At 56.2% G+C, this 22120-nt stretch carries 20 protein-coding genes and 1 pseudogene; 15 read left to right on the forward strand and 6 right to left on the reverse strand.

The features are described 5' to 3' along the window. The first annotated feature begins 52 nt into the window (after nucleotides 1–52). The 6 genes from AC1DFB_RS02825 to AC1DFB_RS02850 all read left to right on the forward strand — a co-directional run bounded on the left by AC1DFB_RS02825 (nucleotide 53) and on the right by AC1DFB_RS02850 (nucleotide 5880). Nucleotides 53–652, forward strand: coding sequence for a LysE/ArgO family amino acid transporter (locus AC1DFB_RS02825; RefSeq protein ID WP_480922088.1), 600 nt, complete (start codon nucleotides 53–55; stop codon nucleotides 650–652). 40 nt (nucleotides 653–692) lie between these two features. Further along, the gene (locus tag AC1DFB_RS02830; protein WP_170392166.1) at nucleotides 693–1625 is read left to right on the forward strand and encodes a DMT family transporter; all 933 of its coding nucleotides are present in this window, start codon (nucleotides 693–695) and stop codon (nucleotides 1623–1625) included. 57 nt (nucleotides 1626–1682) lie between these two features. After that, nucleotides 1683–2255: a choline-binding transcriptional repressor BetI gene (gene betI, locus AC1DFB_RS02835; protein ID WP_170392164.1), complete on the forward strand. Its 573-nt coding sequence runs from the start codon at nucleotides 1683–1685 to the stop codon at nucleotides 2253–2255. Then, the gene (betC, locus tag AC1DFB_RS02840; protein ID WP_170594688.1) at nucleotides 2252–3760 is read left to right on the forward strand and encodes a choline-sulfatase; all 1509 of its coding nucleotides are present in this window, start codon (nucleotides 2252–2254) and stop codon (nucleotides 3758–3760) included. Before betI ends, betC begins: the two co-directional genes overlap by 4 nt. An 88-nt stretch (nucleotides 3761–3848) precedes the next feature. Then, nucleotides 3849–5507: a choline dehydrogenase gene (gene betA / locus AC1DFB_RS02845; protein WP_170563896.1), complete on the forward strand. Its 1659-nt coding sequence runs from the start codon at nucleotides 3849–3851 to the stop codon at nucleotides 5505–5507. Between the two features lie 133 nt (nucleotides 5508–5640). Further along, the gene (locus tag AC1DFB_RS02850) at nucleotides 5641–5880 is read left to right on the forward strand and encodes an HP1242/YdcH family protein (protein WP_480922089.1); all 240 of its coding nucleotides are present in this window, start codon (nucleotides 5641–5643) and stop codon (nucleotides 5878–5880) included. Between the two features lie 56 nt (nucleotides 5881–5936). Here AC1DFB_RS02850 and AC1DFB_RS02855 read toward each other — a convergent pair whose 3' ends face one another. The 4 genes and pseudogenes from AC1DFB_RS02855 to AC1DFB_RS02870 form a co-directional block, all read right to left on the reverse strand. Then, nucleotides 5937–7337: a helix-turn-helix domain-containing protein gene (locus AC1DFB_RS02855; RefSeq protein ID WP_480922090.1), complete on the reverse strand. Its 1401-nt coding sequence runs from the start codon at nucleotides 7335–7337 to the stop codon at nucleotides 5937–5939. Between the two features lie 201 nt (nucleotides 7338–7538). After that, nucleotides 7539–8312, reverse strand: a complete 774-nt coding sequence (locus AC1DFB_RS02860; protein WP_480922091.1) for a Hint domain-containing protein — start codon at nucleotides 8310–8312, stop codon at nucleotides 7539–7541. A 567-nt stretch (nucleotides 8313–8879) separates the two neighbouring features. Continuing rightward, nucleotides 8880–9011, reverse strand: a pseudogene (locus AC1DFB_RS02865) (helix-turn-helix domain-containing protein); the annotation flags it as partial. Between the two features lie 64 nt (nucleotides 9012–9075). Further along, nucleotides 9076–10281: a multidrug effflux MFS transporter gene (locus AC1DFB_RS02870; protein WP_170420747.1), complete on the reverse strand. Its 1206-nt coding sequence runs from the start codon at nucleotides 10279–10281 to the stop codon at nucleotides 9076–9078. 181 nt (nucleotides 10282–10462) lie between these two features. Between AC1DFB_RS02870 and AC1DFB_RS02875 the strand changes: the two genes are divergently transcribed. The 3 genes from AC1DFB_RS02875 (at nucleotide 10463) to AC1DFB_RS02885 (ending at nucleotide 12993) form a co-directional block, all read left to right on the forward strand. After that, nucleotides 10463–11995 carry an acyl-CoA carboxylase subunit beta gene (locus AC1DFB_RS02875; RefSeq protein WP_170563888.1) on the forward strand — a complete coding sequence of 511 codons (1533 nt, stop codon included), beginning with the start codon at nucleotides 10463–10465 and terminating at the stop codon, nucleotides 11993–11995. A gap of 28 nt (nucleotides 11996–12023) precedes the next feature. After that, nucleotides 12024–12503 (forward strand): DUF6497 family protein, encoded by a 480-nt coding sequence (locus AC1DFB_RS02880; protein WP_480562390.1) that lies wholly within the window; start codon nucleotides 12024–12026, stop codon nucleotides 12501–12503. Between the two features lie 136 nt (nucleotides 12504–12639). Further along, on the forward strand, nucleotides 12640–12993 hold the full coding sequence (locus AC1DFB_RS02885; RefSeq protein ID WP_170392151.1) for a hypothetical protein: 354 nt from the start codon (nucleotides 12640–12642) through the stop codon (nucleotides 12991–12993). An 86-nt stretch (nucleotides 12994–13079) separates the two neighbouring features. Here AC1DFB_RS02885 and AC1DFB_RS02890 read toward each other — a convergent pair whose 3' ends face one another. Next, nucleotides 13080–14231 (reverse strand): DcaP family trimeric outer membrane transporter, encoded by a 1152-nt coding sequence (locus AC1DFB_RS02890; protein WP_480922092.1) that lies wholly within the window; start codon nucleotides 14229–14231, stop codon nucleotides 13080–13082. Nucleotides 14232–14881: 650 nt separating this feature from the next. On the opposite strand from AC1DFB_RS02890, the gene AC1DFB_RS02895 reads away from it, so the two are divergent. Both AC1DFB_RS02895 and AC1DFB_RS02900 read left to right on the forward strand, forming a co-directional pair. Further along, nucleotides 14882–15085: a hypothetical protein gene (locus AC1DFB_RS02895; protein WP_170392147.1), complete on the forward strand. Its 204-nt coding sequence runs from the start codon at nucleotides 14882–14884 to the stop codon at nucleotides 15083–15085. 117 nt (nucleotides 15086–15202) lie between these two features. Next, nucleotides 15203–17248 carry an ATP-binding protein gene (locus AC1DFB_RS02900; RefSeq protein WP_480922093.1) on the forward strand — a complete coding sequence of 682 codons (2046 nt, stop codon included), beginning with the start codon at nucleotides 15203–15205 and terminating at the stop codon, nucleotides 17246–17248. A 76-nt stretch (nucleotides 17249–17324) separates the two neighbouring features. On the opposite strand, the gene AC1DFB_RS02905 is transcribed toward AC1DFB_RS02900, so the two are convergent. Continuing rightward, entirely contained in the window at nucleotides 17325–17771 is a 447-nt protein-coding gene (locus tag AC1DFB_RS02905) for a DUF4174 domain-containing protein (protein ID WP_170512329.1), read from the reverse strand. A 170-nt stretch (nucleotides 17772–17941) separates the two neighbouring features. Here AC1DFB_RS02905 and AC1DFB_RS02910 point away from each other — a divergent pair, with 170 nt between their 5' ends. The 4 genes from AC1DFB_RS02910 (at nucleotide 17942) to AC1DFB_RS02925 (ending at nucleotide 22113) form a co-directional block, all read left to right on the forward strand. Beyond that, nucleotides 17942–18757, forward strand: a complete 816-nt coding sequence (locus AC1DFB_RS02910; protein WP_480922094.1) for a hypothetical protein — start codon at nucleotides 17942–17944, stop codon at nucleotides 18755–18757. Further along, a complete protein-coding gene (gene scpA / locus AC1DFB_RS02915) occupies nucleotides 18754–20880 on the forward strand; it encodes a methylmalonyl-CoA mutase (protein WP_170401522.1) in 2127 nt (708 codons plus the stop codon). The genes AC1DFB_RS02910 and scpA overlap by 4 nt, the downstream gene beginning before the upstream one ends. A gap of 109 nt (nucleotides 20881–20989) precedes the next feature. Continuing rightward, nucleotides 20990–21592 carry a VOC family protein gene (locus AC1DFB_RS02920; protein ID WP_170401518.1) on the forward strand — a complete coding sequence of 201 codons (603 nt, stop codon included), beginning with the start codon at nucleotides 20990–20992 and terminating at the stop codon, nucleotides 21590–21592. Next, nucleotides 21589–22113 carry an N-acetyltransferase family protein gene (locus tag AC1DFB_RS02925; RefSeq protein ID WP_480867076.1) on the forward strand — a complete coding sequence of 175 codons (525 nt, stop codon included), beginning with the start codon at nucleotides 21589–21591 and terminating at the stop codon, nucleotides 22111–22113. The genes AC1DFB_RS02920 and AC1DFB_RS02925 overlap by 4 nt, the downstream gene beginning before the upstream one ends. The last annotated feature ends 7 nt before the right edge of the window (nucleotides 22114–22120 follow it).

A 22120-nucleotide genomic window follows, 5' to 3' on the forward strand; every position in this document is an offset into this window, starting at 1 on the left:
TTTGATAGATTCACACCGGCCATGTAGTCAACGAGCATCGACAGGAGGCTGCATGTTCCCATCAATGATTGCCGGGTTTGCCCTGAGTTTTAGCCTTATATTGGCGATAGGCGCTCAGAACGCCTTTGTTCTGCGCCAAGGCCTGCGGCGCGAGCACGTCTTTGCACTGTGCCTGACCTGCGCAGTGTCTGACGCGATACTGATCGGGGCGGGTGTTGCAGGGTTCGGCACCCTGGCTCAGGCCGCGCCGTGGTTTGAAGCGGTGATGCGCTATGGTGGGGCAGTGTTTCTGATTTGGTACGCCCTACGAAGTTTTTGGTCTGCCTGGCAAGGTGGGGCGGTGATGGATACCGCAACAGGGCAGCGCACCAGCCTGCGTGCGGCCATGCTGACCGTGCTGGCCTTCACTTGGCTCAACCCCCATGTATATCTGGATACGGTCGTATTGATCGGGTCGATATCGGCCCAATATTCAGATCGCATGGGGTTTGCGATAGGGGCGATGACTTCGAGTTTCGTTTTCTTCTTTTCGCTCGGCTACGGTGCCAGAGTGCTTTCACCGATTTTTGCACGCCCGCGCGCATGGCAGATTCTTGATTTTATCATCGGAATCGTGATGCTTATGATCGCGTTGAAACTTGTTATCATGTGAAGGGTTGTCCCGGATCAGAATTCGGTGTTCAACCGTTTGTATGACCTCACCTAATGATCAGCACCGCCCGCTTGTTGGCATGTTTTGGATGCTTGCGGCCGGGCTGTCCTTTGTGGGCATGAATGCGCTGGTGAAGGTGCTGGGAACCAGCATGAACCCCATTCAAGCGGCATTCTTGCGCTATGTCCTGGGTCTGGTGTTTCTTTTGCCCGCAATCCGGGCGATCCTCGGAACTCCATTGACCCCGCGCAATCTAACGCTGTTTGGACTACGCGGAATGGTCCACGCCATCGCCGTCATGCTTTGGTTTTTTGCGATGACGCGCATCCCCCTCGCCGAGGTGACCGCGATGAATTACATGACACCTATCTACGTCACGGTGGGTGCGGCACTGTTCTTGGGTGAAAAGCTAGCTTTTCGTCGTATCGCCGCGATTGGTGTTGCTGTGATTGGAGTAGTGATCATCCTGCGCCCGGGCTTTCGCGAAATTTTGCCCGGCCACATAGCGATGCTAGGGGCTGCACTAGCGCTTGGTGGTTCCTATCTGCTGGCCAAAGTCATGGTCCGTGATATCCGTCCCTCAGCCGTTGTTGCCCATCTTTCGATATGGGTCACAATCGCGCTTATCCCTTTCGCCGTCGCGGTTTGGGAGCCGCCCAGCCTGCGCGATCTTGGTATACTTTTCATCGTCGCCAGCTTTGCGACTGCGGGGCACTATTTCATGACGCTTGCATTGCAGGCTGCCCCGGTGGCCGTGACCCAGCCAGTGACGTTCCTGCAGCTGATCTGGGCCACTTTGCTCGGCGCTTTGGCCTTCCATGAACGCATCGACATTTGGGTAATTGCAGGAGGCACTCTGATCCTGGCTGCCGTCAGCTTCATCACCTGGCGTGAAGCCGTGCTGAGCCGTGGCGGCACACCGCCGCAAGGTTCTGAGACCCCACCGGCGAAACCAAGAACCGTTATTGATTGACGAGTCAATAAAAACCGCTTAGCCTTCCTTGCACTCAGGTATGGCGAAGAGGCGAAGATGCCAAAACTCGGAATGGAGCCGATCCGGCGAGACGCGATCGTCAAGGCGACGATCGCCGAGCTTGGCGCGCAAAAATCCCTTGATGTCACCGTTAGCCAGATCGCCAAACGCGCAGGTATGTCCAGTGCATTGGCGCATCATTACTTTGGGGGCAAAGAACAGATATTCCTAGCCGCGATGCGGCGTATCCTGACGGATTTTGGATCTGAAGCGCGTGCACAACTCAGCACGGCAGATCCGGAAGAGCGCGCACAGGCCATCATTCGTGCCTGTTTCGCGCCATCATGTTTCACACCGGATGTTATCGCAGCTTGGATGACTTTTTATGTTTTGGCGCAAACCAACGATGATGCGCTGAGGCTCTGGCAAATCTATCAGGCGCGCATCCGCTCGAACCTGATCCATGCGTTACGTCCACATATGAGTGACCCGAGCGAGGCTGCCGAAGGTATGATCGCGCTGATCGATGGGTTGTACATCCACTCTGCACTGAATTCCCCACAAGAGCCGCAGCGGGCAGTCACCCATGCGCTGCGGGTACTGAGAGTTTTCCTAGAGGCCGAAAAATGACAAAGCCGAATATTCTGATCCTGATGGTGGATCAGCTCAACGGGACCCTCTTCCCCGACGGTCCTGCAGAATGGTTGCATGCGCCGAACCTGAAGAAGCTGGCGGCAAGATCAACGCGTTTCGCAAATGCATACACTGCTTCGCCGCTCTGTGCTCCAGGACGTGCGAGCTTTATGTCGGGTCAACTGCCATCGCGCACTGGCGTCTATGACAACGCCGCCGAGTTCAGCAGCGATATCCCGACCTATGCCCACCACCTTCGTCGTGCAGGATATTACACCTGCTTATCCGGCAAGATGCACTTTGTTGGCCCAGACCAGTTGCACGGGTTCGAAGATCGTCTGACTACTGATATCTACCCGGCAGATTTCGGTTGGACGCCGGATTATCGTAAACCCGGTGAGCGCATCGACTGGTGGTATCACAATATGGGCTCGGTCACTGGGGCAGGCATTGCCGAGATTTCCAACCAGATGGAATATGATGACGAGGTCGCTTATAACGCCAAGGCCAAGCTATATGACCTTGCACGCGGCAAGGATGATCGCCCCTGGTGTGTGACCGTCAGCTTCACGCACCCACACGATCCTTACGTGGCGCGACGCAAGTACTGGGATCTGTATGAAGACTGTGAGCATCTTGAGCCACAGATCGCGGATCTGGGATATGACAATCAGGACCCGCATTCCAAACGTATTTTCGATGCCAATGACTGGCGCAGCTTCGACATAACGACCGAGGATATTCGCAAATCCCGTCGCGCCTATTTCGCCAATATCTCATATCTGGATGACAAGATCGGTGAGATACTGGAGGTTCTGGAAACGACGCGGCAAGAGGCGATCATACTGTTCGTGTCCGACCACGGCGACATGCTGGGTGAGCGCGGGTTGTGGTTCAAGATGACTTTCTTCGAAGGCTCTTCCCGCGTGCCGCTCATGATTTCGGCCCCCGATCTTCCAGTTGGTCGCATCGATACACCAGTTTCGACGATCGACGTGACACCGACGCTTGGTACGTTGGCGGGCGTCGATATGGCTGAAATCTCACCTTGGACGGATGGTGAGGATCTTGTGCCTTTGGCAAAGGGCACAGACCGAACCGCGCCGGTTGCAATGGAATATGCCGCCGAGGCCTCATACGCTCCTTTAGTCTCTCTGCGCTATGGCAAGTGGAAATACAATCGCTGTACATTGGACCCCGATCAACTGTTCGATCTCGAGGCTGATCCGCATGAGATGGAAAATCTCGCTGGCCTGCCCGAACATGCAGGCACCTTGCAAACACTGCGTGCTAAATCCGAGGCGCGATGGGATTTGGATCGCTTTGATGCCGATGTGAGGGCCAGCCAAGCCCGGCGCTGGGTGGTTTACGAGGCATTACGGCAGGGTGGCTATTATCCTTGGGATTACCAGCCTCTTCAGAAAGCGTCTGAACGGTACATGCGCAATCATATGGACCTGAACGATGTCGAGGATAGCCAGCGTTATCCGCGTGGCGAGTAATCCTTTACATTTTTGAAATTGCACCCGTCGGAAGTGCGGAGATTTTTCGTCGAAAAATCTTGCCCCGAAGGTGAACGGAGACACGAATATGGAAGCAGATTTTGTCATTGTTGGCGCCGGTTCTGCTGGTTGCGCGATGGCTTACCGTCTGAGTGAGGCCGGAGCTTCGGTTTTGGTGATCGAGCATGGCGGCACTGACGCCGGACCCTTCATCCAGATGCCTGCCGCCCTAAGCTATCCGATGAATATGTCGCGATATGACTGGGGCTACAAATCCGAACCCGAACCACATCTGAACAATCGTCAACTTGCTTGCCCTCGGGGCAAGGTGATCGGAGGGTCTTCTTCGATCAATGGCATGGTCTATGTGCGCGGTCACGCGCGAGATTTTGACACCTGGGCCGAGATGGGCGCAGATGGATGGTCTTACGCAGATGTGCTGCCGTACTACAAACGCATGGAAACCTGGCATGATGGTGGTCATGGCGGTGATCACACCTGGAGAGGCACGGATGGACCTCTGCACGTGTCGCGAGGGCCTCGTGAAAACCCGCTGTTTAAGGCGTTCGTCGATGCAGGTCAGCAGGCTGGATATGAGGTCACTGGCGACTATAACGGTGAGAAACAAGAAGGTTTTGGGCCGATGGAGCAGACCGTCTGGAAAGGACGGCGCTGGTCGGCGGCGAATGCGTACCTTAGGCCAGCGCTCAAGCGGCAAAACTGCGAAATCATCCGGGGTCTTGCGGCGCGCGTGATTATTGAATCCGGGCGCGCATCCGGGGTCGAATTGATCCGGGGTGGCAAACGGGAAGTGATCACGGCACGGCGTGAGGTTGTGTTGGCAGCTTCGTCGATCAATTCGCCTAAACTGCTGATGCTTTCAGGGGTTGGGCCTGCAGCACACCTGGCTGAGCACGGTATCAAAGTGGTCGCCGACCGCCCTGGCGTCGGCGCCAATCTGCAGGATCACCTAGAGCTTTATATTCAGCAGGCCTCGATCCAGCCGATCACGCTTTACAAGCATTGGAACCTGATCAGCAAAGGAATGATCGGAGCGCAATGGCTGTTTACCAAAACAGGCCTTGGCGCATCGAACCAGTTTGAAAGCGCCGCCTTTGTGCGTTCGAAACCGGGTGTGGAATATCCTGACATACAATATCATTTTCTGCCGATGGCGGTTCGCTATGACGGGCAGGCGGCAGCCGAAGGGCACGGATTTCAGGCGCATGTGGGGCCAATGCGGTCGCCCTCGCGCGGCGCTGTGACTCTGCGATCTGCCAAAGCCGAAGACGCGCCGGTGATCCGGTTCAACTACATGAGCCATGACGCGGATTGGGAAGACTTCAGAACCTGCATTCGCTTGACCCGAGAGATCTTTGGACAGCAGGCGTTCAAACCCTTTGCCGGTAAAGAGATCCAACCGGGGGCGGAGGTTCAGTCGGACGATGAGCTAGATGCCTTTATCGCCGAGCATGCCGAAAGCGCCTATCACCCTTGCGGGACTTGCCGCATGGGCCGTGCGGATGACAAGGATGCCGTTGTCGACCCGCAGGGGCGTGTGATTGGGGTGGATGGATTGCGCGTCGCCGATAGCTCGATTTTCCCGCAAATCACCAATGGCAATCTGAACGCGCCGTCGATCATGGTGGGTGAAAAGATGTCGGACCATTTGCTGCAGAAAGACCCTCTGCCCAAAGCGAACGACCAACCCTGGATAAGTCCGAGATGGGCAACGGCACAGCGCTGACACATCCAAAACCTACCGCGTGCATTTATCCTGAAAGCTGGTTGATTGCGCTCGGAATTTGATCGGCGTCAAAGCGGAGTGCGACAGTCATGTTTAGCCTTGGGTTGTAACGCTGAAACAAGGAGCCAACTGGATGTCTCATACCCCGCATGAACTGGCTGAAGAGTTCCCCGACAAGCTCGAAGTGATGAGCCAGCTCAAGCAAACGGATGCGCATTTTGCCCGACTTGCGGATGAGTATCATGAGATCAACCGCACCGTGCATCGGGCTGAAACCAACGTCGAACCGATGGAGGAATTGGCCGAGGTTGATTTGCGCAAGAAACGCGCGGCGCTCAAGGACGAGATCTGGGCGATCTTGTCAAAAAACTGAGTATTAGGCGGGGGCTCTGCCCCCGGACTCGCAGGATATATATGGCCAGGCGAAGATCAGGTGACCTCATAAGGCAGGGTGCCGCGGCTATCGGCGTCGATGGTCAGGCGGCGCTCTAACGGTGGGACTGATCTTTGGTGGCAGGTTTGGCGCTCGCATATGCGACAGGATATGCCGATGGGCTCGTAAGCGCTCGCGTTGTTTATGTCGAGATTATCGGCGTAGACCAATGCTTCGGCATGACGAACCTCACATCCCAAGGCGATGGCGTAGCGGCGGACAGGAGCACCGAACGAGCCTCCGGATTTTGAAACATCACGAGCCAATGAGATATAGCGGACGCCATCCGGTGTCTCGGCTAGCTGTTGCAGGAAATGACCCGGGGTCTCGAATGCCCGGTGGACATTCCAGAGTGGGCAGGCACCGCCGAAACGGGCAAATTGCAAGCGCGTAGCTGAATGTCGTTTAGTGATTGTGCCCGCCTGATCCACGCGGACGAAGAAGAAGGGAATTCCTTTTGCACCGGGGCGCTGTAGCGTGGACAGGCGGTGCGCCACCTGTTCAATCGACGCCCCGAACCGGTTGCTGAGCAGCTCCAAATCGTGCCGATAGTCCTGCGCTGCGGATAGGAAAGCGCCGTAAGGCATCAGCGAAGCCCCGGCAAAATAGTTGGCGAGGCCAATCTTGGCGATGGCGCGGGCCTCATCGCTTTGGAAACGGGCGAAATCTAGCGTTGCTTCAAGCAGCTTATCCTGACTGATCAACGCCACCTGCAGCAGCAGTTGGAAGACCTGCGTTTGTGGTGCGGCGCGCGAGGAAAGGCGCAGGGTTTTGTCACCAGCATTGTAGCTGCGTAAGGTTTCTGTGTCGGCGAAAGTGACGTGAATGCCGCGTTCTGTCAGGCTGTTCAGGGCGACTTGCCGAATATCGCTGGTTTCATCGGCACGGCTGGCGAAGCGTTCGGCGGCGCGGTCAACGGCGTCAATATAATTGTCGCAGTAGTGAAAGAAATCGCGCACCTCTTCCCATGGGCTGGCCTGAATACGGGCATCCTCGCGGCCCAATGCCTCGTCGAGCGAGGCGAGGCGTTCATGGGTCTGGCGATAGGCGCGGTGTAACTCGATGAACGCGCGTGCAAGCGCGGGCGCATTTGAAGCGGTGAGCCTGAGATCAGCCAGAGGGGGTACTGTTTCGGCAAACACCGGATCGGCCAGTGCTTCGCGCATGTCCGAAACCAATCGTTCGCTATCCCCTGTGCTGAGTTCGGTCACATCCATACCAAACTCTTGCGCCAGTGCCAGAACAACGGTCGTCGAGATCGGCCGGTTGTTATTCTCCATTTGATTGGCGTACGGGAGGGACACGCCGAGCTTGTTCGCAAACTCCTTCTGGGTGAGGTTAAGTCGTTGTCTTATCTCACGAAGTTTCGCCCCGGCGTATAGTCTTTTCATCGTCATATCGTCTCTCCTCGGGACACTTCGGGGTCACATATGTCACATCGGGACACATTGTGTCACTCCTGCGATCTGAGTGTATTTCTCGGTCAATCAAAAAATAGCCAAGAGAAGCTTTGTGCATCAGAAATCTGATACAGTTTATGCGGATACTTCCACCCCAAGTGCTTACAGCAGTTTCGTAATCTAGTTTTTCCCGCAAGCTCAATGCAGACGTCTAACGTCAATACTCAGGAGTGGGATCTCACTTTTTCTTAGGACAGGGTAGCAAGTTCGCGAGGTCACGTTTTGCTTGCCGCCTGCATTTTCCTTAAAAATTTCTCGGAACTCTAAAAGTGCTGCGGCCGAGGATTCTGAGTATACCCATTCAGACAACAGTAAACTTTCGGCCATCAAGCCGTTTGAATAGAGAATGAAATGCCCATCCAACAAGATATGATAGTAGTCGACACTATCTATTTCTCGGTCAACTGTTACACCTTGTCGTCCAACGAGGAATTTTGCTGGCAGCAGCACACTATTAGTTCCAAAAAGTAACTCGTATTCTGGTTTCTGAAGGCAAATTCTATGTTGAGGTGACAACTTCAAGCTGCGGAGAGGTGTGTTTCGTCCAAGGCTGCTTGGTGAGAAAATTATGGGTCTGAGGTGATCTAGTTCTGGTCTCCCAAAAACAACTTTTGCGTGACCAACCCAAAGGACGGGTTTTGTGCCATCGTTTGTGCATATCATCTGTCCGGGCTTTAGATCTTCAACTGGTATTGGACCGTCAATTGTTTCTATCAACGTTCCTTTTCCAAAGCATGGGGGGGCAAAGGCACTAAACCGTTTGGAGGATCTGTGGGATCCGGACCGGTGTTCCAAGGCGGACCGTCGACGTACGTCGGACCATCTCCCGGGGCATAAGTTCCATCGCCCGGGTTGATAGGTATCCCATCCCCGGGGCCACCGATTAGATCGAAGTCGCTGTCTTTTCCCCATCCCACTGCGTCGACGGGGTTTCCGCTGCTGTCAGCGAGCACAATCGCGTCCCTTTGGCCGGAAGGCGAATTCAAAGGTCCGAGAACTTGCCTATAATAAATAAAGCCGTCGTCAGGTTGGGCAACATAGGGCATATCCGTCGCAACTGGTTCTAACCCGACGAGGCCAGAGCCGTTGCCAGACTGTTGGTACTCTCCAATAAAAAAGCCACTTACGTCTTCTGCTGGGAGCGCGCGGATGAAGACCTCACCAGTATTGGTGTTTACGGAGTAAATCTCTGCCATATTGGCAAAACTTTAGTTAGTTTTGCAGTGACATCAAGGTTTTTGATATATTGTTATGTGAATGTTCTGGCATACCGCCCTCTTTTGAGTGCGTTCCTATTGAGGCTACGTGTAATGGCCCCCAATCCTGCAAGAATTGCAATATCGGTGTGACACATCTATTTGAAATCCTTGCGATTCAGAGGGTAGCAAGTTTCTATGGTTTTACTTCCATGGGTGACGCTTTGATGCCCACTAATACTATCGATATCGTAACTCTTTAAGGTAAGTGGATTAGAAGGATGTTTTTGTTCTCCATCTGGTTCAAATAGGGCAGTGAAACGCCCAGTTTTGCGGCGAAGTCCTTCTGCGTGAGGGTCAGGCGTGTGCGCATTTCGCGCAGCTTGGCGCCAGCGTATAGTTTCTGAGTGGCCATGGCGGTTCTTTGCAGCTTTACTGAATCTGCAGGCTAACTTTGCAAACCCTGTCGCGCAAGCCGTCTACAGACCCAATTGCCGTTCGCGCCAGATAACAACGCTGATCGCGCAGATTGCCAGTGCGGCGGTTGCCAGCATCAGCCAAAGCAGAGGCATCGCGCCCGTCTCATGCGTCAGCAATGCGCCTGCCAATGCGCTGAGTGCCGCGCCGCCGCCCAACATGATCGCACCGCTCAAACCAGAGGCAGTAGCCGCAAGATGCGGGCGGACCGAAAGCGATCCGGCGGTTGCATTTGGGATCGCCATGCCGTTGCCCAACCCGACGAAGGTCATCAGGCCGAAGAAGCTGAGCGCCGTTCCCAAATCCACTAGGAACAACAAAGCTGATAGGGCCACGCCAATTGCATTCAGCCAGCATCCCCAGCGCACCATGCGGTTGACGCCGAAGCGAACCGAGAATCGACCGCTGATGAAGTTGCCGAAGAAATAGCCAATCGCAGGCGCGCCAAAGTAGATGCCGACCTCGGCGGCTGTCATGCCGAACACTTCGGTCCCGATAAAGGGTGCGCCCCCGAGATAGGCAAAGAACGCACCTGAAGAGAACGCCGAGGACAGGGAGTAGCCCCAGAAGCGGGGCGATTTCAGCAGTTCAGGGTATTCGCGAAATTGCTGCATCAGTGTTTTGCCGCTTGCGGCGGCGGTTTCGCCAAAGTCTTGGTAGGTCAGCACCAGCGCCAGCGCCGCAAGAGCGAAAGGCAGCCAGAAATTGGCTTTCCAGCCAAAAGTTTCTTCGAGAAGCCCGCCGACAGCAGGGCCGATCATCGGAACGACTGCCATCCCCATGGTGACATATCCGAGCATCGAAGCAGCCTGGTCCTGTTCGTACATGTCCCGCACAGCCGCACGACTTAAGACAATACCAACGACAATGACGGCCTGAAACATTCTGAAGGCCAGAAAGGTCTCGACATTTGGGGCGTATATACACCCCAGCGTTGCCAGCAAAAAAAGGGCGAGTCCCCACAGCAGTACAGGCCGACGTCCGGCCTTATCGGCGATGGGTCCTATTAAGATTTGCAGTGCCGCGTTGACCAGAAGATAAAGCGCGATCGAAAGCTGCATCACCTTGTAATCAGTCTGAAAATACGTCGCCATAAAGGGAAGGCTGGGCAGATACAGATTCATGCTCAGCGCCGACAATCCTGACAACAAAACGAGTGTTGCAAGCGTGGGGGGCGTGCGGCTGACAGAGGGTGAACTGAACTGCATGGTTTACCTTTAGACCCTGATCGCGCGAAATGCCATCGGCAGTTTGGCTTGTTGTGTTAATTAACAAATTTGCAGTTATCTCAAATAGTGTTGCCAAATATTTGCAAATTTGCCGAAAACTTCTTTGGCCGCCGATCCCAACTCGTTATGGTCGCGCAAATTCTCTTGGGAGACTACCGACATGAAAGACATCCTTTCCGAGCTCGAAGGCCGTCGCAACAACGCGCGATTGGGTGGTGGGCAAAAACGCATCGACTCGCAACACGCCCGCGGAAAGCTGACGGCACGCGAACGGATCGAGTTGCTGGTAGACGAAGGCAGCTTTGAAGAGTTTGACATGTTTGTCAGCCATCGCTGCACTGATTTCGGAATGGAGAAACAAAAGCCTGCTGGTGATGGGGTGGTCACAGGCTGGGGTACGATCAATGGTCGAATGGTCTACGTCTTCAGCCAGGACTTCACCGTATTCGGCGGCTCGCTGTCAGAAACCCATGCGCAGAAGATTTGCAAGATCATGGACATGGCAGTTCAAAACGGAGCGCCGGTGATCGGGATCAACGACTCGGGCGGGGCGCGGATTCAGGAGGGCGTCGCTTCATTGGCCGGATATGCTGAGGTGTTCCAGCGTAATATCATGGCCTCGGGCGTCGTTCCGCAGATCAGCGTGATTATGGGGCCGTGTGCAGGTGGTGCGGTTTACAGTCCTGCGATGACCGACTTCATATTCATGGTCAAAGACACCTCGTACATGTTCGTAACCGGCCCAGACGTTGTGAAGACCGTGACCAATGAGGTCGTGACGGCAGAGGAATTGGGCGGGGCTTCAACCCACACCAAAAAGTCGTCGGTCGCTGATGGCGCGTTTGAAAACGATGTGGAAGCGCTGGCCGAGGTGCGCCGTCTTGTCGACTTCCTTCCGCTCAACAATCGCGAGAAACCGCCAGTTCGTCCGTTTTTTGACAGCCCTGACCGGGTCGAGACATCGCTGGATACGCTGATCCCGGACAATCCGAACACGCCGTACGACATGAAGGAACTGATCACCAAAGTGGCGGATGAGGGTGATTTTTACGAGATTCAGGAAGACTACGCTAAGAACATCATCACCGGTTTTATCCGGCTTGAAGGGCAGACCGTGGGCGTCGTGGCCAACCAACCCATGGTATTGGCAGGATGTTTGGACATCGATAGTTCCCGAAAAGCGGCCCGGTTCGTGCGGTTCTGTGATTGCTTTGAAATCCCGATCCTGACGCTTGTTGATGTTCCGGGCTTTCTGCCGGGCACTTCGCAGGAGTATGGCGGCGTGATCAAGCACGGCGCGAAACTGCTATTTGCTTATGGCGAAGCGACCGTGCCAAAGGTCACCGTAATCACGCGTAAGGCCTACGGTGGCGCGTATGATGTTATGGCCTCCAAACACCTGCGCGGCGACTTCAACTATGCGTGGCCCACGGCTGAGATCGCGGTGATGGGCGCAAAGGGCGCGACCGAAATCATCCACCGCGCCGATCTGGGCGACGCCGACAAGATTGCGAAACACACTCAGGACTACGAGGACCGGTTCGCAAATCCCTTCGTCGCGGCCGAGCGCGGCTTTATCGACGAGGTGATCATGCCACAATCGACCCGCCGCCGTGTATCACGTGCATTTGCGAGCCTGCGCGGCAAGCAACTGAAGAACCCTTGGAAAAAGCACGACAATATCCCGCTGTAAATGCCCGCCGAGGAGGCCCGAGCCGTAAATGCCCCGATTGACCGGACATAAGACCGTGCAGGTTGCAACCACTCTGCACGCTCCCCCGGAGGAAGGAGGCCGCCGCTGGCGGATCCGGGGATGCGCCGGGGTTATTACGTTGCTGGTCGGAGTAGGTTCGGCGCTGGCCTCAAACCTGCTGCCCGTGCCATCGGGTCAACCGGTCGAGCTTAGCGATGTGCTTCTGGACACCAATCCGGGTGAGCTTTGGGTGCGGTTTCGGTTCATTGCACCCAAGATCGGATCGACTGCAGGTCGTATCACATATGATGTCGCCGTAGTCGACATGGAGCATTTGTGTGAAACACTGGCGGTGCCTTACGTGGCCCAGCACGAATTGCAGCCTGCCCGGATCGTGATTTCGTTTTCGGACAGACCGGTGGCGTTCGGCACCTCCGAACCTGACGCAACGCAGTTCTTCGAAGCCTACCGGCTGGATCAATCCCGGTGTATCTGGGAGGGGCTCTGACCATGAACCAACAATGTCACGGTCTCAGAGTGTCCCGATACAGTGATGCAGCTCTGGAGGTTCGCATGATCACTTCAATCCCGCAGGCATGTCCGATGGCCTGCCATATCTGGAACTTCTCCGTTGAGGTTTCGCAATGCTGAAACATCGCGGTTTCCCCGGACGTTTGCCCGGAACAGACTTCCAGTTCACCATTCGGCGGGCCAATCCCAAGGGCGTTACGCCGCTGACCCAGCGAGAACGCTTTCGCGATCGCAAACCCGCCGACAAGCGCGCAGATGTCGCGTTTATCGAGGCGTTATGGGCGCACTTTGGTGATCAGCCCTTTGAGCGGGGCAATCTGGACGCGGGCCGTCTAAGTTGGCTGTTCGGGCGCGAGGTTGTCGCCGCCGAAGACCCGTTTGATCCTGCAAGCTATGATGCTCTGCTGGTGATCAATCTGGACGCCGCGCGCCAATCTTTCCCTGACGTGTTCGACGGAGTGCGCTGATTGTGACCGGGGCTGCCGCACATAACACTCAGATGATCAGTGACACTGGAACCCTGCCCGCTAATGGGCAGGGTAGGCTGTTTTCATCAGAAGTTGAGTTGCGCGGCCAACTGGACACGATTGCCGTCGAATGTGTCGCCGGAAATTGTGTCGTTCCGCTCTCCATAGATGTATTCGGCGCTGAGCGTCAGGTTGTCTGTCGCCTTGTAAAAGGCATTGACGTGGATCGTCTCAAGCTCGGTGAACGACAAAGTACCGGTCGATGTAGGCAGGTCGTAGTCTTCCTTGCCATAGGCGATGCCGACGTTCCATTTGGAACTCAGGTCCTGACGGAATTCGATGGTGTAGCCATCAACATCGTTGGCCTGACCCCCGACGACTGCGTCGCCCAAGCCGATCAGGTAGGGGCCAAGTGCCTCGCCGTTGACATAGTTGACCTGGAACAACCCACCTTCCCACGGTCGGATCGAGCCCGACAAAGAGAAACCGGTCTGATCGACCTCGACGTCGCCGGATTGCGCCTTGCCGTAGAGCGCCGAGGCACGAGCGATGTATTTGCCATCGTTGTATTCGACCGAACCAGTCAGCACGGGATCATCCGAATCCGAGCCGCCGACGTTTTCTTCAACGGAAACGGCGAAGGTGCTATTCGATCCGATATTGTTGGTGTAGCGCACCTGCGGTACGCGCGCGAAAGCGATCCCGACCGGCCCGTTAAATTCCACCGAGGTCGGGTAGGTGTCCAGAGGTTGGAAATTGGTCCAGTATTGTCCGATCAGCCATTGTTCCCCAATTCGGATATTGGCATGACGAATTCGGAATTCGGCGGTTCCGTCCGAGCCGAAGGCATCGACTTCGATCTGGCCCTGAATGTCACCGATTCCCGAAGGAGTGCTGGTGCGCAGGCCGATACGAGACTGACGGACTGTGGCGCCAAACGTGCCATCCGTTTCAGCCGAGGGTTCACCTATCACGTTTACGAATGCGGTGTCGCCCTGATCGTATTCGAAATCATAGAAGAAGTCGGCTTTGACATAACCGTAGACGTCCAGAGTGGTGTTGCCGATCTGCAGATCCCCAGTGCCAGACCCGGGATTGGAGGATTCCAGCGCTTCGACCCGGGCGCGCAGTGCAGCCAATTCAGCCTGAGTTTGTGCATCTTGCGCCAAGGCTTGCATACCGGTCACGGAAAGCGCGCTGGCAGCAAGCAGGCTAGCAGTTTTACCCTTTTTTATCATATGGATAATTCCTTGTGTGCGAGTGTGCAGGGGCACCGTTCCACGCAACTGAATTCTTGGGAAATCACCAAGTTGAGAGAAGATGCTCTCAATTTTTCAAGCAAAAGTGTCGGTAGACATGTGACGTTTCACGCTGCGGTGAAACCGGAATCTAAGTTACTGTCACCGGAAGGATTTTTGCGTGAGTTTGTAGTGATGTTGCGTGAGGTGCCTCGCGCACTGCCTCCCTACAAGTCTTCGAATTGTAACTGGAACGTGACGGATTTCAGACGTAGTCGTCGCTGTCCGGGCGATCACGACGTCGGCGCAAATCTGCGTGGTGCCGCGCTGGATGGGCAGGTTTCAGCCGGAATCTCAGATGGAAACAATAACTGGTTGGCGGCCAGAATTGTGCTGTGCACAGTGAATGGGCCGTGCGGCTCTACTTTGCCTGCGTCGCACAAGCACCTACTATTCCGTACCCCTTCCTTCCGCGGGCAGGCTTGTGTTCCCCACAGAGTTCTGTCCGCGGTTTTCTTTTTGTCAGGTTTGGACAAAAAGCGGCAAAAACCTGCGCAATTCGCAAGTTTGTGGTCCGTGTTATTGCATAACAAGGCGCGAAATCGGCATCTGCTCTCAAAGACTGCAAAAAATCTAGAAGGGCAGAAACCATGCGAATCAAACGAATTTCCCTTGCGTTGGCAACCTGCGCGGGTTTGGCGGCCTGCGGTGGCTCGACCGGCGAACAGGCGATCCTTGGCGGCGGTGCGGGGGCTCTGGGGGCGGCGGTCCTCAGTGCAGATCCGCTGCTTGGGGCGGCAGTTGGGGCTGCGGGCAACGTGCTTTACTGCAAGACCCAGAACAACTGTAACTAAAGCTGAATTTAACGGGGCTGGAAAAGTCCCGTCCGTCATTGCGCATCACGCCGTCGTGGGGTCAACGCCCCGCGGCGGCGTTTTGCGTTTCCAGAACATCAAGCCAAAGGACGTTCCATGTTCAACAAGATCCTGATCGCAAACCGGGGCGAGATTGCCTGCCGGGTCATCAAGACCGCCCGCAAGATGGGCATTGGCACGGTTGCCATCTATTCAGATGCTGACAAGAACGCCCTGCATGTTTCAATGGCGGATGAGGCCGTGCATATCGGCCCACCGCCCGCCAACCAGTCATACATCGTCATCGACAAGGTGATGGATGCCATCCGTAAAAGCGGCGCGCAGGCGGTCCATCCCGGTTATGGCTTTCTGTCCGAGAACTCCAAATTCGCCGAGGCGCTGGATGCCGAAGGCGTCGCCTTTGTCGGCCCCCCGGTCGGTGCGATCGAAAGCATGGGGGACAAGATCACCTCGAAGAAGATCGCGCAGGAGGCCGGGGTTTCGACGGTGCCCGGTTACATGGGCCTGATTGAAGACGCCGATGAGGCAGTGAAGATTTCGAACGACATTGGCTATCCGGTGATGATCAAGGCCAGCGCTGGCGGCGGTGGCAAGGGCATGCGGATTGCGTGGAATGACGAAGAGGCGCGGGAAGGTTTCCAGTCATCCAAGAACGAGGCCGCGAACTCCTTCGGCGACGACCGGATTTTCATCGAGAAATTTGTGACTCAGCCGCGCCACATCGAGATTCAGGTGCTCTGTGACAGTCACGGCAATGGCATCTATCTCGGGGAACGCGAATGCTCGATCCAGCGCCGGAACCAGAAGGTTGTGGAAGAGGCGCCATCGCCGTTCCTTGACCCTGAAACCCGCAAGGCGATGGGCGAACAGGCGGTCGCGCTTGCCAAAGCGGTAGACTATGCCAGTGCCGGTACGGTGGAATTCATCGTGGATGGGGAAAAGAACTTTTATTTCCTCGAAATGAACACGCGCCTGCAAGTGGAACACCCGGTGACCGAACTGATCACCGGTGTTGATCTGGTGGAGCAGATGATCCGTGTGGCGGCTGGTGAAAAACTGTCGATCACGCAGGATGACGTCACCCTGACAGGCTGGGCGATTGAAAACCGTCTTTATGCAGAGGACCCGTATCGTGGCTTCTTGCCCTCGATTGGCCGCCTTACCCGTTATCGCCCGCCGCAGGAGGTCGCAGCAGGCCCGCTGCTTGTGAATGACAAATGGCAAGGTGATGCGCCTAAAGGGGGTAGCGCTGTGCGTAACGATACCGGCGTCTATGAGGGCGGCGAGATCAGCATGTATTACGACCCGATGATCGCCAAGCTGTGTACCTGGGCACCAACCCGCGAACAGGCGATTGAGGCGATGCGCGCGGCGCTGGACAGTTTCGAAGTCGAAGGCATCGGTCACAACTTGCCATTCCTGTCAGCGGTCATGGATCACCCGAAATTTGTAAGTGGTGACATGACGACCGCTTTCATCGCCGAGGAGTATCCGGACGGGTTCGAAGGCGTCGACCTTCCCGAAGAAGATCTGCGTCGCATCGCAGCCTCGTGCGCTGCCATGCACCGGGTTGCCGAAATCCGTCGCACCCGCGTATCGGGCCGGATGGACAACCATGAACGGAAAGTCGGCAAACGTTGGAATGTCGCTCTGCAAGGGCAGGATTTCAGCGTCAAGGTTAAGGCTGACAAACAGGGCGCGACTGTCAAATTCAAAGACGGGTCAGCTCTGCGTGTGTCCTCTGACTGGACGCCGGGTGACCAACTTGCGGTGTTGGACGTGGATGGCAGCCCGTTGGTCTTGAAGGTTGGAAAGATTTCGGGCGGGTTCCGTATCCGAAACCGAGGGGCTGACCTCAAGGTACATGTGCGCACCCCGCGTCAGGCCGAACTGGCCCGCCTGATGCCCGAGAAGCTGCCGCCTGATACATCGAAAATGCTGCTCTGCCCAATGCCGGGCTTGATCGTGAAGATTGATGTGGAAGTAGGTCAGGAGGTGCAGGAAGGTCAGGCACTTTGTACCGTTGAGGCGATGAAGATGGAGAACATCCTGCGCGCCGAGAAAAAGGGCGTTGTCTCCAAGATCAACGCGGGCCCCGGCGACAGTCTGGCCGTTGACGATGTGATCATCGAGTTCGAGTGATGATGCGCGCACCTGCGACATATCTTTCAAGGTTCCCAGCGGCTTCCGCCGGGATCTTGAAGCATGTCGCAGGTGCTCAGCCGCCCTCACGTCGTTCGCGGATTTCGCGTTCGCGCAAAGGCGTCTTGTCAATGGATCGGCCAATCTCACGCACGCTCCATGGGCTGGGTTTGCGCAGTTTGACGACACCATCCTTGTCGACAAACACCATCTGGAATCCACGTGGTCGCAGTTTTGATCGGATCGATGATCGCGCCGCCGGATCAGTATCGGTCAAGACAATCACGTCGCGATCCCGCATTGCGTCCTCGCCTTCGAGTAACATGTCAATCTGTTGCTGGAATCTTGGGTCTGCCGGGGTATCGGCAAAAACGACGATCGGGCGATGCGTCCAGAGAAAATCGCTTAGATCGCTGTCAGCTACTGGACGAACAAAGCTGTCATTCGCAGGGGCAGTCGCGTCGGCGGCCAAGGCGGCCAACGGGAATAGTGCCGAGAAAACAAAGGCAAGCGTGCGTGTCATGAGGCCTCCTGTTGTGATGAATATAGCCTCTGCTGGGGCGAATGCGACTGACGAAATGCGTGTGATCACCAAAAATTTTCTTCGTGGACGCCGCACCCACCCATGCGTATTTGTCAGTTTGCCTACAAAACGCGCCGTTCCCGCGGCCCTCGCGTTGGGAGAGTAGGCCGATGGAAGTGATCCTGCATTGCGGCGCACATCGATGTGCAAGCACCAGTTTCCAGAACTATCTGAGCCGGAACGTGCAGGTCCTTGCAGATCAAGGTTTGGCGTATTGGGGGCCGGAGCGAACACGCTCCAATGGCCTCAACAGCTTGAACAAATTGACGCCTGAGGTCTGTGATGGATTACGCCGCGAGTTGGACGTATGTCAGAAAGACGGCGCGACGCAGCTATTGGTCAGCCAAGAGAATTTCGTGGGCTCAATGGAGCGCAATATTGCCTTTGCCTCGCTCTATCCAGGTATGCAGGAACGTGGGCAGCTTTTGGCAAGGGCATTTGATGGAAGAGTCACTAAAATTGCTTTGAATATCCGCGCGTTGGATATGTATTGGTCTTCCGTGGCCGCCTATAAGTTCAAACGTGGCAGCGCCCCAATCGAGCCCACAAAGTGGACCCGCATCGCGCAAAGCAAGCGGAGCTGGCGCGACGTCATCACTGACATTAGCCTCGCCTTCCCGGGCGTCCCATTGCTCGTTTTGCCGTTTGAGGAATTTGCGGGTCATCAACAGGCGCAGCTTCAGGCGCTGACGGGTCGCACCGCGCCCGAATTCAGCGATGGCCTTGCGTTGAATGCTGCGCCCAAAGCCACGCCCCATGGTCTGACCGCTGAACAGGCGATGCAGCTTTGGGCTGATTATGCCGATGATCTGGAATGGCTTGCCTCGGGCGCCGATGGGAGGGCTGAACTGATCTGCCGGACAGATAGCAATGCACGCGGGGTCGCCCCCGCCGAAACCAGAATTGAACAGAGGAAATCGACATGACCGACACCAACGACTGGCAGGTGCTGGCTGAAAAAGAGCTGCGCGGCCGACCTTTGGGCGATCTGACCAAAGAGACGCTGGAAGGCATCGACGTCAAACCGCTTTATACTCAGGAAGACACGGCTGATCTGCCGCATATGGGCTCGCTTCCGGGCTTCGGGCCGTTTACGCGCGGCGTTAAAGCGACGATGTATGCAGGGCGTCCTTGGACGATCCGTCAATATGCAGGCTTCTCGACGGCTGAAGAATCGAATGCATTTTACCGCCGCAATCTGGCGGCCGGCCAGCAAGGTGTCTCGGTCGCCTTCGATCTGGCGACTCACCGGGGTTATGACAGTGACCATCCCCGCGTGGTGGGCGATGTCGGCAAAGCCGGTGTGGCCATCGACAGCGTTGAGGATATGAAAATCCTGTTCGACGGTATCCCGCTGGACAAGGTTTCGGTCTCAATGACGATGAACGGGGCGGTGATCCCGGTTCTGGCCAGCTTCATCGTTGCAGGTGAAGAGCAGGGGCATGACAAGGCCGTGCTCTCGGGCACCATTCAGAACGACATTCTGAAAGAGTTTATGGTGCGTAACACCTATATCTACCCGCCCGAGCCTTCGATGAAGATCATCTCGGACATCATCGATTACACTTCGAATGAGATGCCCAAGTTCAACTCGATCTCGATCTCGGGCTATCACATGCAAGAGGCCGGGGCGAACCTGGTGCAGGAACTGGCTTATACGCTGGCCGACGGGCGCGAATATGTGCGCGCAGCGACGGAATCAGGCATGGACGTGGACAAGTTCGCGGGTCGTCTGTCGTTCTTCTTTGCCATCGGCATGAATTTCTTCATGGAGATCGCCAAACTACGCGCTGCGCGCACCCTTTGGCATCGGGTAATGACCGAGTTCGGGGCGAAATCCGAACGGTCGAAAATGCTGCGAACTCATTGCCAGACCTCGGGCGTGTCGCTGCAGGAACAGGACCCCTATAACAACGTGGTCCGCACTGCCTATGAGGCCATGAGCGCGGTTCTGGGCGGCACACAGTCACTGCATACCAACGCACTGGACGAGGCGATCGCGCTGCCAACCGATTTCTCAGCACGTATCGCGCGAAACACGCAGCTGGTGTTGCAAGAGGAAACCGGCGTGACCGATGTGGTCGATCCGCTGGCGGGCTCTTACTACGTCGAAAGCCTGACCAACGAGTTGGTCGAAAAAGCCTGGGCTCTTATGGAAGAGGTCGAGGAAATGGGCGGTATGACCAAGGCCGTTGCCAGTGGCATGCCCAAGCTGCGGATCGAGGAAAGCGCTGCGCGCCGTCAGGCTATGATCGACCGGGGCGAAGAGGTCATCGTTGGTGTCAACAAGTATCGCAAAGAGCAAGAAGACCCGATCGATATTCTGGACGTCGATAACGTGGCCGTGCGCGAAGCTCAGGTCGCGCGGCTGGAGCGTATCCGTGCAACGCGCGACGAGGCGGCTTGCCAACAGACACTGGACGCCCTGACAACAACCGCCCGCGAGGGAGGCAACCTGCTGGCCGCCGCCGTCGAGGCCGCCCGAGCCCGCGCATCCGTAGGAGAGATCAGCATGGCAATGGAGAAAGAGTTCGGTCGTCACCGCGCCGAAGTGAAGACCCTGGCCGGTGTTTATGGGGCGGCCTATGAGGGTGACGAAGGTTTTGCCGCGATTCAGAATTCCATAGAAAAGTTCGCCGAGGCCGAGGGCCGCCGCCCGCGTCTGCTGGTGGTCAAGATGGGGCAGGACGGCCACGACCGGGGCGCCAAGGTGATTGCCACCGCCTTTGCCGATATCGGGTTTGACGTGGATGTCGGCCCTCTGTTCCAGACGCCTGCAGAAGCCGCACAGGACGCGGTGGACAATGATGTGCATGTGATTGGGATCTCTTCGCAGGCTGCGGGGCATAAGACATTGGCGCCTCAGTTGGTTGAGGAACTGAAAAAGGCGGGGGCTGAGGACATCATAGTCATCTGCGGTGGGGTCATTCCGCAACAGGATTACCAGTTCCTTTACGATCACGGTGTGAAGGCGATCTTTGGTCCGGGAACGAACATCCCTGAAGCGGCACAAGACATCTTGCGTTTGATCGGCGAAGCCAAAACCTGACGCCGGCGCCAAGATTTTTCGTACGAAAAATCTTGTGATTTCGCCCCTTTGCGGAAAACATGCGACCAGACCCAAATGGTCTGGTCGTTTGTCATCAGGAGGCGTCTTCATGTTACTGGATCATCTGGCTGTTGCGGGCGAAACGCTTGAAGAAGCTTCTGACCATATCGAACAGGCGCTGGGCGTGCGGCTTCAGGACGGCGGCAAGCACGAAAAATTCGGAACGTATAATCGACTTCTGGGCTTGCGGGATGGGCTCTATCTGGAGGCGATTGCGATCGACCCCGAAGCCTCCAAACCGCAAAGGACGCGCTGGTTCGATCTGGACCGGTTCACCGGATCACCCCGCCTGACCAACTGGATTTGCCGGGTTCCGGATATCGAAGCGTCACTGACCGTTTTCCCCGACGGCGTCGGACAACCTATCGATCTGAACCGAGGCGCGCTGCGATGGCGTATGGCAGTCCCCCCAAATGGACGTCTGCCATTTGACAACCTCTTTCCGGCGCTTATCGAGTGGAAGGGTGATCTGCATCCGGCACAAATGCTTCAGGACAGTGGCTGCCGGTTACGCCGCCTGATTGTGTGCCATCCGGATGCAATCGACTTAGCCAAAGGTCTGGGGGCGTTGGAGTATGTCGCGTTTGACAGCGGCCCGGCTGCATTGCGCGCTGAAATCGAAACACCGCACGGGTTGCGCGTGCTGGAATGAACATCCGGCAGGCCAGAGCCCAAGATGCACCTGCGATTGCGGCGATAGCAAACGTGATTATCCGTGATACGCTGGTCACTTTCACCACCGATGAACGCAGCGTTGAAAGCGTGGTGGCAGAGATCGAAACCAGAGGTCCCGCCTTCTTGGTCGCCGAGCGCAGTGGTGCCGTCGAGGGGTTTGCGACCTATGGCACCTTCCGCTCGGGACCGGGATATGCGCAGTGCCGCGAACATTCGATACAGTTGGCACCCGAAGCCAGAGGCCAGAATGTTGGCCGTTCGTTGATGGAGGCTCTTGAAGCCATCGCGCGGGAGGATAACGTGCATGTCTTGGTGGCGGGCATTTCATCGGCCAACCCCGCAGCCATCGCCTTCCATAAGGCAATTGGCTTCAAGCAGGTGGGACGCATGCCTGAAGTGGGGTTCAAATGGGGGCAGCGGCTGGATCTTGTCCTGATGCAGAAAATACTCGGCCCGCAGTCATCTGTCGCACCTGACAGTCGTGACAAGGCACGCTAGGGTGCGC

This window comes from Ruegeria sp. S84 (genome assembly GCF_056583445.1).

Coding starts and splice junctions, on each gene's coding strand:
- AC1DFB_RS02825 (WP_480922088.1), top strand. CDS start 53: ATGTTCCCATCAATGATTGCCGGGTTTGCCCTGAGTTTTAGCCTTATA.
- AC1DFB_RS02830 (WP_170392166.1), top strand. CDS start 693: ATGACCTCACCTAATGATCAGCACCGCCCGCTTGTTGGCATGTTTTGG.
- betI (WP_170392164.1), top strand. CDS start 1,683: ATGCCAAAACTCGGAATGGAGCCGATCCGGCGAGACGCGATCGTCAAG.
- betC (WP_170594688.1), top strand. CDS start 2,252: ATGACAAAGCCGAATATTCTGATCCTGATGGTGGATCAGCTCAACGGG.
- betA (WP_170563896.1), top strand. CDS start 3,849: ATGGAAGCAGATTTTGTCATTGTTGGCGCCGGTTCTGCTGGTTGCGCG.
- AC1DFB_RS02850 (WP_480922089.1), top strand. CDS start 5,641: ATGTCTCATACCCCGCATGAACTGGCTGAAGAGTTCCCCGACAAGCTC.
- AC1DFB_RS02855 (WP_480922090.1), bottom strand. CDS start 7,337: ATGACGATGAAAAGACTATACGCCGGGGCGAAACTTCGTGAGATAAGA.
- AC1DFB_RS02860 (WP_480922091.1), bottom strand. CDS start 8,312: ATGGGGAAAAGACAGCGACTTCGATCTAATCGGTGGCCCCGGGGATGG.
- AC1DFB_RS02870 (WP_170420747.1), bottom strand. CDS start 10,281: ATGCAGTTCAGTTCACCCTCTGTCAGCCGCACGCCCCCCACGCTTGCA.
- AC1DFB_RS02875 (WP_170563888.1), top strand. CDS start 10,463: ATGAAAGACATCCTTTCCGAGCTCGAAGGCCGTCGCAACAACGCGCGA.
- AC1DFB_RS02880 (WP_480562390.1), top strand. CDS start 12,024: ATGCCCCGATTGACCGGACATAAGACCGTGCAGGTTGCAACCACTCTG.
- AC1DFB_RS02885 (WP_170392151.1), top strand. CDS start 12,640: ATGCTGAAACATCGCGGTTTCCCCGGACGTTTGCCCGGAACAGACTTC.
- AC1DFB_RS02890 (WP_480922092.1), bottom strand. CDS start 14,231: ATGATAAAAAAGGGTAAAACTGCTAGCCTGCTTGCTGCCAGCGCGCTT.
- AC1DFB_RS02895 (WP_170392147.1), top strand. CDS start 14,882: ATGCGAATCAAACGAATTTCCCTTGCGTTGGCAACCTGCGCGGGTTTG.
- AC1DFB_RS02900 (WP_480922093.1), top strand. CDS start 15,203: ATGTTCAACAAGATCCTGATCGCAAACCGGGGCGAGATTGCCTGCCGG.
- AC1DFB_RS02905 (WP_170512329.1), bottom strand. CDS start 17,771: ATGACACGCACGCTTGCCTTTGTTTTCTCGGCACTATTCCCGTTGGCC.
- AC1DFB_RS02910 (WP_480922094.1), top strand. CDS start 17,942: ATGGAAGTGATCCTGCATTGCGGCGCACATCGATGTGCAAGCACCAGT.
- scpA (WP_170401522.1), top strand. CDS start 18,754: ATGACCGACACCAACGACTGGCAGGTGCTGGCTGAAAAAGAGCTGCGC.
- AC1DFB_RS02920 (WP_170401518.1), top strand. CDS start 20,990: ATGTTACTGGATCATCTGGCTGTTGCGGGCGAAACGCTTGAAGAAGCT.
- AC1DFB_RS02925 (WP_480867076.1), top strand. CDS start 21,589: ATGAACATCCGGCAGGCCAGAGCCCAAGATGCACCTGCGATTGCGGCG.